Below are 11611 nucleotides of genomic sequence, written 5' to 3'. Positions count from 1 at the left end.
GATTATCATTCTCAATGAATCTCAAAAAAAATAAAACTATCCATTTTCCTACTCTATCACCTCTATTTACAAAAATGATATCGTTATAGAAAACTTTATACCTTTCACTCCTCACTTTCCTTCCAATATTTCCACAACTAAGTCAATCTTAGCCTACTCATAAATTTTTTGTCAACTATATTACGTATAAAATTTTAAATATCTAAATCTCTCTATATGCGGCTTTTTCTACAAAAAAAGAGGCTTTCTTTCATAGAAAGCCTCTTTACTCTATTTTTCTACAGCAATTTCCTGCTTTTGAAACTTAGAAACTATATAACCAAATCCTATACCGATTATGCCTGGAACTAACCAACCAATGCCTACACTATATAATGGAATCTTATCTAAAATAGGTGCTAATGCTGCAATTTGCAGATTCGCATTGTGCAATCCATCAAAGAAGCTAATTGCGAACGCTCCTATAATACCGCCTACATACATCGCTAATGGAAGGCGAACGTAATTTTCAACGAGTGATAATACGATCAGCACGATACCAATTGGATAAATTGCAATTAGAATCGGTAATGCTAATGCGTTCAACTGAGTTAAGCCAAGATTTGCTACCATAAATGCTAACACACAGAAAATGAAAATAACTTTTTGATAAGAAAGCTTCGGTAATAAAGAAGAGAAATATTCTCCACAAGCAGCAACAATACCTACAGAAGTTGTTAAACATGCTGCTGAAATTGCAATTCCTAATAATAAAGTTCCGTAACTACCAAATAAATGATTTACAACGTTTGTTAAAATAATACCTCCGTTTGCTCCCATTCCAAGAGACACACTAGAAGCTCCCAGATAAGCAAGTGCTAAATAAACAAGTAGCAAACCTAGTGCTGCAATAAATCCTGCAAAGATTGTTACTTTTGCAATGCTGTTCTTATTTGTAACACCTTTTGCTTTTAAAGCATTAATAACAACATTTCCGAAAACAAGTGCTGCAAGTCCATCTAAAGTTAAATATCCATCAATAAAACCTTTAAAGAGCGGAGCACTATATGCTTCTGTCGGTGCACCAAATTCTCCAATTGGTGTAATAAGTGCTTTTACTACGATAATTGCAATAACAGCTAATAAAATTGGAGTTAACACTTTACCGATGCGGCCCACTAATTTCGATGGGTTTAAAGCTAAATAGAAAGTTACTGCAAAGAAAATAAATGTAAAGATAACAAGTGGATACGATTGACCAGCTATCTCACTTGGTAAAAACGGTGCAACACTCATTTCATAAGCAACAGTTCCTGTACGCGGCACACTTACGAATACGCCTAAACATAAATAAATTGCAGTGATAAAAACAAGTGCAAATATAGGATGTACACGCCCTGCTAACTCATTTATATCTCCCTTTAGAGCTATAACAATTACTCCTAATAAAGGCAATCCAACGCCTGTTACGATAAAACCAAACAACGCAATCCACACATCTGTTCCAGCACCTTGTCCTAACGCTGGTGGGAAAATCATATTACCTGCACCAAAAAATAGTGCAAATAACATTAAACTTATTGCAAACATCTCAGAAAACTTTAAAGATGATTTCATTTCTACTAACCTCCTAAATATTTTTATATTAACAAAATATTCTGAATTAAAATCCGTCACATATCCTCTTTCAAGCATACTTCCCCGTAAAAGAACGCAAAAAACACCCGTCCCTAACAAAGGGACGAGTGTTGAAATCGTGGTTCCACCCTTATTCTAATAAAATGAATTTATAACGAAATAAGCTCATTTTATAGCTCGTGTAAATTGATAACGGTTTTATCCGCCAAGAATTACAATGCATCATGCATGCAGTTCACTCTTGAAGTTTAGAGGTGGTAAGATTGTCTTTTCGTATTAGGAAGCTCACAGCCTAAGGCTTCCCTCTCTGAGAATCGTAGAAAACAACTCATGTCCTCATCATTACTTTTATAAAATATCTTGTCGAAACTTGTTGTTTTTTATTATATGGGCTATTTTTTAAAAAATCAATAGTTTTATTTTTTCTGACAAAAAAATATAGGGAGAAAATTTTTCCTCCCTATAGCTGTCCTATTAATAATTCTAATTCTTCAGCTGTAATGTCTCGCCACTTTCCTACTTCAAGATCATTTAGCTCTATATTCATAATGCGTTCTCGCTTTAGTTTTGTCACAGTAAACCCGAAAGCACGGCTCATTCTACGAATTTGTCTGTTCATCCCTTGCGTTAAAACGATACGGAATGTAGACTGATCCACTCTCGTCACTTTACATGGCTTCGTCATGCCATCTTTAATCTTTACACCGCTAGACATCTCATCAATAAACCAATCTGTAAACGGCTTATCAACAGTAACAACATATTCTTTCTCATGCTCATGATCTCCGTGTAAAATTTGATTCGCAATCGCGCCATCATTCGTTAATAAAATAAGTCCTTCCGATGCTTTATCTAATCGTCCAACTGGAAAGATTCTCTCTGGATAATTGATATAATCAATAATGTTATCTTCAATATGATCAGCTGCTGTGCAAGTAATACCAACTGGTTTATGAAAGGCGATATACACCTTTTCTTTCTCTTCTTTTGCAATAACCTGTCCATCAATCGTTACAACATCACCATCGCTCACAAGTGCACCGTGCGTACATATTTCACCGTTAATAGTTACGCATCCAGCTTTAATAAGGCGGTCTGTTTCGCGTCTTGAGCAGGATTTTGCTTCGCTTATGTATTGGTTGATTTTCATAGCATATTCCTTTTCATATATATTAAAAGCGTCAATCTATGACAATATAATTATGCCACGATTGACGCTCGTTTACTTCGCAAAAACAACTAAATAAATAACCCCAATCACCAAAAATATTCCGCAACAAGCTAACAATACTTTTGCAAGTTTGTCCATAAACATATAATGGTTTCCCCTTTGTTTGGTTGTTTGCTATTTTAATTCGACAACTGTTACGCCTAGGCCTCCCTCGCCCATGTCACCGTAGCGGTAGTTTTTCACACCGCGATGCTTCTTCAAGTAATCTTGTACACCTTGGCGAAGTGCTCCTGTTCCTTTACCGTGAATGATTGATACACGAGGATAGCTTGCAAGCTGTGCATCGTCTAAATATTTTTCAACGCGCATCATTGCATCTTCATAACGTTCACCACGAAGATCAAGCTCTAACGAAACGTGATAATCTCTACCCTTCACACTTGCGACTGCTTTTTTCTCAGTTTGCTTCGGTGTATTAATGTATTCCATATTGGATTCTTTCACTTTCATCTTCAGAATACCAATTTGTACGTTCCACTCTGTATCACTTACTTTTTCAAGCAATTGACCTTTTTGACCGAACGTTAACACTTTTACTTCATCACCTGCGCGTAATTGTTGTTTTGGCGCTGTGTTTTTCACGTTTACTTTTTGTTTCTTCACAAGCTCTGGCGCCGCACCTTCTAGACGGCTCTTTGCTTCAATAAGCTCATGGTCTTTCACGTTTATAAGCTGTGCTTTACGCAATTGACGAAGTTCTTGAATAATTCCTTCTGCTTCTTTCTTTGCAGCTTCGACTTTTTCTTCCCCTTCTTTTTGCACTTTTAATAATTTTTCATCGCGCTCATCATTAAATTCAATAATTTGACGCTGTAATTCGCGATGCAGTTTTTCAGATTGCTTACGAAGTGCTTCTGCTTCGTTCCAGTCACGTTCTGCATTCTTTTGACTTTCTTCTAACTTCGCAATCATATTTTCAATTTTGTTTGTATCTGTACTAATGTGGTTACGAGCTTGATCAATCACGCGATCAGATAATCCAAGACGTTTCGAAATTTCAAAGGCATTACTACGCCCTGGTACACCGATTAATAATTTATACGTTGGGCTTAATGTATTCACGTCGAACTCAACGCTCGCATTAATAACTTGCTCACGATTATATCCGTATGCTTTTAATTCTGGGTAATGCGTTGTAGCAACAACGCGAGCACCACGATTACATACTTCATCTAAAATTGAAATTGCTAGTGCAGCCCCTTCTTGCGGGTCTGTTCCAGCACCTAATTCATCGAATAAAACTAAGCTTTCAAAATCAGCTTTTTCTAAAATATCAACAATGTTCACCATATGTGAGGAGAACGTACTTAAACTTTGTTCAATCGATTGCTCATCACCGATATCAGCAAAGATATTTTTGAATACACAAATCTCTGACTCATCCATTACTGGAATGTGAAGACCAGACTGCGCCATTAATACACAAATACCAACTGTTTTCAACGTAACTGTTTTACCACCTGTATTCGGTCCTGTAATAACAATTGTCGTGAAATCTTTACCGAGCATAATATTATTTGGCACGATAATTTCTGGATCGATAAGCGGATGACGTGCTTGTCTTAAATCCATATAACGCTCGTTATTTACGATTGGTTTCGTTGCTTTAATACGCTTCGCATAGAAAGCTTTCGCAAAGATGAAATCAAGATTTGCAACTACTTCTACGTTTGATAAAACGATATCGGCTTCTACTGCCACTTCTTCTGTTAACATCAATAAAATGCGTTCAATTTCTTGTTTTTCTTTCACACGTGCTTCTTGAAGTGCGTTATTTAATTCTACAATGACTTGTGGTTCAATAAATAACGTTTGCCCAGAAGCTGATTGATCGTGCACAATACCGCCATATACGCCGCGGTATTCTTGTTTTACCGGGATTACGTAACGTTCGTTACGAATCGTTACAATCGAGTCAGACAGCATTTTTTGCGCGTTTGAAGAACGCGTCATGTTTTCTAACTTTTCACGAATACGGCTCTCCGCAGTACGAATTTGAGTACGAATACCACGCAGTTTATCACTTGCGCTATCGACTACTTCACCGCCATCACCGATACAATTTGTAATTTTCTTTTCTAAATCATATAAAGATACAATTTGAGCAACATGAGTTTCTAAAATGGGAAGCTCAACACCATTATCAACCATATCTTCAATGAAACGTTTCATATTGCGACTACCATACATCGTATTGGCAATATCAAGTAGTTCATTCGGGCTTAACATACTTCCAATCTTTGCACGCTTCACATTTGAGCGAATATCTGTAATACCACCTAATGGTGCACTACCTTTTAAACGAATGACTTTCGCTGCTTCATCCGTTGTATCTTGCATTTCTACAATTTCTTCAAAATCAGTGCTTGGCACTAAATTCTTCACTTTGTCACGACCAAGTGAAGAGGCTGTATGTTCAAGTAATTGTTCTTTTACTTTATTGTATTCTAATACACGCAACGTTCTTTCTAACATGTTGCAGGTCCCCCTTGTGTTACTTATTACGTTTAATATAGTCTAATAAACGTTCAATATCCCACGTGTTAATCACGTTATCTTTTTGAATCCAACCTTTACGTGCTGCTGCTACACCTGTTTCCATATCTTCTAACATTTCAAGTGTATGAGCATCCGTATTAATCGCTACTTTTACACCAGCATCTTGTGCTTGTTTTAATAATTTCGCGCTTAAATCTAGACGGTTTGGATTCGCATTTAATTCTAAAACTGTATTTGTCTCTTTTGCGAGTTCGATTAATAAATCTGTATCTACATCATAACCCTCACGACGCCCAAGAAGACGTCCTGTCGGATGGGCAATCATTGTGACATGTTTATTCTCTAGCGCAGCGCGAAGACGTTTCATAATCGTTTCACGGTCTTGTGAGAAGCTAGAGTGAATCGCTCCAATTACATAATCTAATTCTGCTAATACTTCATCATCAAAATCAAGCGAGGCATCCGGTAAAATATCCATTTCAATTCCGCGTAAAATTGTAATGTCTGGATACTTTTCGTTCATGCGTTCAATTTCTTTCGCTTGTTCACGAAGGCGCTCTTTCGTTAAACCATTCGCTACTTTTAAGTATTGAGAGTGGTCGGTAATTGCCATAAATTTATAACCACGAGCACGACATGCCTGTACCATTTCCTCAATTGAAAAAGCACCATCACTCCATGTTGTATGCATATGTAAATCACCTTGTATATCAGAGAATTGAATTAAGTTTGGATACTCTTTAATTAATTCAATTTCTTTTCCATCTTCACGCACTTCTGGCGGGATAAATGGAAGACCGAAATGAGCGAAGAACTCCTCTTCTGTTTCAAATGTTCTCACTTCACCTGTTTCTAAGTTTTCTACACCGTACTCACTAATTTTCTCGCCTCTATCTTTCGCGATTTGACGCATTTTTACGTTATGGTCTTTTGATCCTGTGAAATGGTGAAGAGTTGTAATAAATTCTTCTGGTTTTACTAAACGGAAATCGATTGAAATATCATATTCGTATTGAAGACGAACAGAAACTTTCGTATCCCCGCTCGCGATTACTTCAATCATATTATCAAATTGCAGTAAATGCTCACGTACTGCAGCTGGTTCTGTCGTTGCAATGATAAAGTCTAAATCTTTCACTGTTTCACGAACACGGCGCAAACTACCAGCGCGAGAGAAACGAATTACTTCAGCAACATTCGACAATTTCTCCTCTATTTCCCCGGCAATAGGCAATACCATTGCGATTGGTAAACGCTCTGGACGAGATCCTACTTGATCGATCGCTTCTAATATTTTCTCTTCTGTCTTCTTACCGAAACCTGCTAAAGCTTGTACTTTATTTTCCTCACAAACCGCTTTTAGCGATTCCATATCAACAACACCAAGTTCTTTATATAACTTAGCTACCTTTTTACCACCAAGGCCTGGTAATTTTAATAACGGTAATAAGCTACTTGGCACTTCTTTCTCAAGCTCTTGTAATACTTCAGATGTTCCCGATTCTATATATTCTTGAATAACTGCTGCTGTTCCTTTTCCAATGCCCGGAATCTTCGTGAAATCTTCAATCTCAGAAAGACTACGATCGTCACTTTCTAACGCTGCTGCCGCTTTACGAAATGCAGATATTTTAAATGGATTCGCGCCCTTTAGTTCCATAAACAGGCCGATTGTCTCTAATAATTTAATAACTTGTTTTTTATTTACCTTCATCATTGCCCCGCCTTTCTTTCATAGAAAAAAACTCCTCTTTCCGAAAAAAGAGAAGTTATACTTTGCTACCTGTCTGCCATAGTTCCTTCACCTTTTCAGAAAGAATCGGTGTATCGTCTACAATTATTTTGCTAATTGATGATTTTTGTAGTGGTGTTTGTATTTGTTCAATTGGAAGAATGTTTCCAACGATAATTAAAACAAACAAAATAATATATACTTCTAAAAATCCGAGGATTGCCCCCGCAAACGCATTAACTTGCTTTAAAACCGGTATTTCTGCAAACATATTTAACAAATTACCAAGTAATGAAAGTGCAATTTTTGTAATAATAAACAATATGATAAACGCAAGTGCTTGATAAAATACTGTTTCAATATTATTTGCATCAATCCATTCTGGAACAGATACGTTTTTATCAAATGGATACGGAATAAATTTCGCAAGTGCTGGCGCTAAATCTTTACAGTACCAGTATGCAACAAGGTATGCGATAATAAAGCTTGTTAACTTTACAAGTTGCAGAATAAACCCTCTGCGTAAGCCGAGGAAAAATCCCATAACAAGCAGTAAAATGATAATAATATCAATCATGTTATTCCATTCCTTTTTTTGTCATACTTTCTTTCAATTTCTCATGTTCTTCTTTTAATTTTATGTAATCGTGTATGACGTTTACCGCCGTCAATACCGCTAGTCTACTCGTGTCAAGCGAAGGATTCTTGGCATTGAGTTCGCGCATTTTATCATCCACAATCGCTGCTACCATGCGGATATGACTTGTACTTTCATCGCCAACAACTGAATATTGTTGACCATAGATTTCTACATTAATTCGACTTTTCTTTCCCTTTTGTTGTGACAACTCACCGGCCTCCAATCACGTACAGAATCCTAAAGTTTATCATACCATGAACCTTCATAATATGGAAACAGAAAGAACAATCCGATATGATAAAAATAACAATATAAAAAAAGGGGTGACCATTATGTCAAATTCTATCGTAATTCAAACAAATTCTACAGTAATTGAAGACATGAAACAACAATATAAACAAGCTCTTAGCCCGAAAATTCCACAAGGCGGAATCTTCATGGCAAAGGTGCCATCTTGCACAATTACAGCGTATAAATCTGGAAAAGTAATGTTCCAAGGAGGCCGCGCTGAAGCAGAAGCTTCTCGTTGGCAAACTGTCTCTCAAACACCGAAAACAGCTGTAAAAAAATCTGTCGATTCACACCGTTATGCACCGCCTGCTTCCATCAGCACAATGTCTATCGTAGGGTCAGATGAAGTTGGTACTGGTGATTTCTTCGGACCGATGACAGTAGTTGCTGTATATGTGGATGCAAAGCAAATTCCACTACTAAAAGAACTTGGTGTAAAAGACTCTAAAAACTTAAATGACGATCAAATTACTGCCATTGCGAAACAACTTCTACACGTTGTTCCTTATAGCTCTCTTGTCCTTCATAATGAAAAATATAACGAGCTATTTGATAAAGGAAACAACCAAGGTAAATTAAAAGCTTTACTACATAATAAAGCTATTACAAACTTATTAACTAAAATTGCACCTACAAAACCTGAAGGCGTCTTAATCGACCAATTCACACAACCTGATACATACTACAAATATTTAGCAAAACAAAAGCAGGTACAGCGTGAAAATGTTTACTTCGCGACAAAAGGAGAAAGCGTCCATTTAGCAGTAGCCGCTGCTTCTATTTTAGCTCGTTACTCATTCGTAAAACAGTTTGACGAACTAAGTAAAAAAGCTGGCATGCCACTTCCAAAAGGTGCCGGTAAACAAGTTGATATCGCTGCTGCTAAATTAATTCAAAAGCTTGGTAAAGAACGCTTACCTGAGTTTGTGAAAATGCATTTCGCTAATAGGGAGAAGGCGTTTCGCTTATTAAAATAGTATCGACAAAAACAGGAGACTACAAACTCCTGTTTTTTGTTTCACTCTACTATTGTCCTTGTAACTTTGTTACAATATAAATATACAGATTATTCAAATTAAAAGGGAGGATTCCCATTGCTACTTCTACAAATGATTCTAAATATCTTACTAGGTGATCCACACGAAAGACAGTTTGAAATTAGAGAAAACATTCAGCTACTAAGTGAGCAACGAGAGTTCAACGATTTAATAGAGCGCTACGGCCGATCTTTCTTATTAAACTTTCGGATTCGAAGATTTATCCCGCTTTAATGGGAAACACGATGCTCGCTTGTTAATACATAATCCAGCAAAACTACAACTCTTCTGTGAGGAAATTGAGTTTATGATTAGAAGAAAAAGATTGTTTACATAAGGAGGGAATTCATATGAACGCTGTAAAAGTTAAAAAGTTATTATATGTTTTCGTACACCTCGTGGGCCCACTTTCTTACCTCACTATTTCTACCATTTGGGGAGCTTTTTTCACTACTAAATCCATATTCGAAAATATATCTGATAATCTTGGTGTGATGGCCATCTATTACGTGTTCATGAGCTTACTATGGTTTTTCTATTTAGATCGATTAGACAAAGATGTAGATAGCATTACAAAAGAGATTAATGATAATAAGATGTAATACATATAAAAAGGAGAGCCGCCAAGACTCTCCTTTTTATGTTAGCTTCGTTTCTGCTTCTTATTTGATGAAGATACTTTATGAGACCCTGTTTCATGTGTCGTCGTTCCTTGTCCTTCTACTTCTGGAGAACCAAGGCTTGACCTTGAATGATCTTTTTTCACCTTTTTACTCATTTATATTCACCCCTTCGCGTTACTTTTTGCTACAGGGTCATAAACTATGCAAACAAAAAAGCGAGAGGAAATCCTCTCGCTTTTTTCATATTTTAGAACTCAGAAGAACCTGGAGTTCTTGGGAATGGAATTACGTCACGGATGTTAGCCATGCCAGTGATGTACATTAGGAAGCGCTCGAAACCTAGACCGAATCCAGCGTGTTTTGTACCGCCGTATTTTCTAAGTTCTAAGTACCACCAGTAGTCCTCTTCGTTCATACCTAATTCTTTAATTCTGTCTACTAAAACGTCCATTCTTTCTTCACGTTGACTTCCGCCGATTAATTCGCCGATGCCAGGAACTAGAAGGTCAGTAGCAGCTACTGTTTTTCCATCTTCATTCATACGCATGTAGAACGCTTTAATGTCTTTTGGATAGTCAGTTACGAATACAGGGCGTTTGAAAATTTCTTCTGATAAGTATCTTTCGTGCTCTGTTTGTAAGTCAATACCCCATTCTACTGGATATTTGAAGTCAGCACCTGACTCTTGAAGCACTTTAATTGCTTCTGTATATGTGATACGACCGAAGTCAGAGTTGATTACGTTGTTCATGCGCTCTAGAACTGTTTTATCAACGAAGCTGTTGAAGAATTCCATTTCTTCTGGTGCATGTTCTAGTACGTATTTCATTGCATATTTCAGCATATCTTCTGTAAGATCCATTACATCGCCTAATTCAGCGAATGCAATCTCCGGCTCAACCATCCAGAACTCAGCAGCGTGGCGAGTTGTGTTTGAGTTTTCTGCACGGAATGTAGGTCCGAATGTGTATACGTCACGGAATGCTAATGCATAAGCTTCAGCGTTTAGCTGTCCACTTACTGTTAAGTTTGTTTCTTTTCCGAAGAAGTCTTTTGATTCATCAACTTGTCCGTCTTCACCTTTTGGTACGTTGTTTAAATCTTGCGTTGTTACGCGGAACATTTCGCCTGCACCTTCTGTATCACTACCAGTGATGATTGGTGTGTGAACATGTACGAATCCACGCTCTTGGAAGAACTGGTGAATCGCAAATGCTGCGACAGAACGTACACGGAACGTTGCAGAGAATGCATTTGTTCTTGGACGTAAGTGAGCAATTGTACGTAAGTATTCAAACGTGTGACGTTTCTTTTGAAGTGGGTAATCAGAATCTGATAAGCCCTCGATATCAATTTTTTCTGCTTTAATTTCAAATGGTTGCTTCGCTCCAGGCGTTGCAATTACTTTACCTTCTACTTTAACTGAAGAGCTAAGTGGAAGTTTTGCAATTTCTTTGAAGTTTTCTAACTCTGTATCGAAAACGATTTGAACGCTTTTGAAGAAGCTACCGTCGTTTAATTCGATGAAACCAAATGCTTTTGAATCACGTAAGTTACGAATCCACCCTGATACTTGTACTGTTTGACCTGCGTATTTATCTGTATCTCTATACAGACTTTTTACTAATGTGTTTTCCATAGTGAAATTCTCCTTTGCACATATATTTAAATACAAAAAAACCTTTCATCCATAAAGGGACGAAAGGTTAAACTTCGCGGTACCACCCAATTTGTCATAAAGACCAACTTTAACTCGTATGTAATACATACTTCCCGGTTTGTAACAGGCCGGATTCCCGTCTAAGTCTACTCTTGAATACAAGATTCAATTTCGGTTAGCAACTCCAAGGTGTTCTTCACATATACCGCCTCATCAGGCTCTCACCGCCCCTGACTCGCTTTGGATTATAGTATATACTACTTTTCCTTATCATCGTCTTT

10 protein-coding genes, 1 pseudogene and 2 other annotated features (1 of these 13 only partly in view) are annotated in these 11611 nt (G+C 37.2%); of the genes and pseudogenes, 3 read left to right on the top strand and 8 right to left on the bottom strand.

Annotated elements, in window-relative coordinates; translation table 11 throughout:
* Positions 1–270: 270 nt before the first annotated feature.
* From brnQ6 to zapA, 6 genes are all read right to left on the bottom strand, one after another.
* Positions 271–1596 carry a branched-chain amino acid transport system II carrier protein BrnQ6 gene (gene brnQ6 / locus KVT31_RS00785; protein ID WP_088097931.1) on the bottom strand — a complete coding sequence of 442 codons (1326 nt, stop codon included), beginning with the start codon at positions 1594–1596 and terminating at the stop codon, positions 271–273.
* A gap of 117 nt (positions 1597–1713) precedes the next feature.
* Positions 1714–1969: a binding site (T-box leader), on the bottom strand.
* A gap of 108 nt (positions 1970–2077) precedes the next feature.
* Positions 2078–2767 carry a 23S rRNA pseudouridine(2604) synthase RluF gene (locus KVT31_RS00780; RefSeq protein ID WP_088097932.1) on the bottom strand — a complete coding sequence of 230 codons (690 nt, stop codon included), beginning with the start codon at positions 2765–2767 and terminating at the stop codon, positions 2078–2080.
* A 195-nt stretch (positions 2768–2962) separates the two neighbouring features.
* Positions 2963–5323, bottom strand: a complete 2361-nt coding sequence (locus tag KVT31_RS00775; RefSeq protein WP_088097933.1) for an endonuclease MutS2 — start codon at positions 5321–5323, stop codon at positions 2963–2965.
* 19 nt (positions 5324–5342) lie between these two features.
* Positions 5343–7061: a DNA polymerase/3'-5' exonuclease PolX gene (polX, locus tag KVT31_RS00770; protein ID WP_088097934.1), complete on the bottom strand. Its 1719-nt coding sequence runs from the start codon at positions 7059–7061 to the stop codon at positions 5343–5345.
* A gap of 55 nt (positions 7062–7116) precedes the next feature.
* Positions 7117–7656, bottom strand: coding sequence for a CvpA family protein (locus tag KVT31_RS00765; protein ID WP_000565410.1), 540 nt, complete (start codon positions 7654–7656; stop codon positions 7117–7119).
* A 1-nt stretch (position 7657) separates the two neighbouring features.
* Positions 7658–7927, bottom strand: coding sequence for a cell division protein ZapA (gene zapA, locus KVT31_RS00760; protein WP_000082701.1), 270 nt, complete (start codon positions 7925–7927; stop codon positions 7658–7660).
* Positions 7928–8051: 124 nt separating this feature from the next.
* Between zapA and rnhC the strand changes: the two genes are divergently transcribed.
* From rnhC to KVT31_RS00745, 3 genes and pseudogenes are all read left to right on the top strand, one after another.
* Complete coding sequence (gene rnhC / locus KVT31_RS00755; RefSeq protein ID WP_088097935.1) at positions 8052–8987, top strand: ribonuclease HIII; 936 nt, start codon at positions 8052–8054, stop codon at positions 8985–8987.
* A gap of 117 nt (positions 8988–9104) precedes the next feature.
* Positions 9105–9384, top strand: a pseudogene (locus tag KVT31_RS00750) (hypothetical protein).
* 13 nt (positions 9385–9397) lie between these two features.
* Positions 9398–9649, top strand: coding sequence for a hypothetical protein (locus KVT31_RS00745; protein ID WP_088097936.1), 252 nt, complete (start codon positions 9398–9400; stop codon positions 9647–9649).
* Positions 9650–9690: 41 nt separating this feature from the next.
* On the opposite strand, the gene KVT31_RS00740 is transcribed toward KVT31_RS00745, so the two are convergent.
* Both KVT31_RS00740 and asnS read right to left on the bottom strand, forming a co-directional pair.
* Positions 9691–9825, bottom strand: a complete 135-nt coding sequence (locus KVT31_RS00740) for a YuzL family protein (protein WP_000039594.1) — start codon at positions 9823–9825, stop codon at positions 9691–9693.
* Between the two features lie 92 nt (positions 9826–9917).
* Positions 9918–11309, bottom strand: coding sequence for an asparagine--tRNA ligase (gene asnS / locus KVT31_RS00735; protein WP_000432171.1), 1392 nt, complete (start codon positions 11307–11309; stop codon positions 9918–9920).
* A 52-nt stretch (positions 11310–11361) separates the two neighbouring features.
* Positions 11362–11611 (bottom strand) — a binding site (T-box leader); it runs 2 nt beyond the window's last position.

It is taken from the genome of Bacillus sp. GbtcB14, assembly GCF_019091205.1.
Lineage (GTDB): Bacteria > Bacillota > Bacilli > Bacillales > Bacillaceae_G > Bacillus_A > Bacillus_A cereus_AG.
Note: the sequence above shows the minus strand (reverse complement) of the source record. Positions and strands in the feature narration are given on the sequence as shown.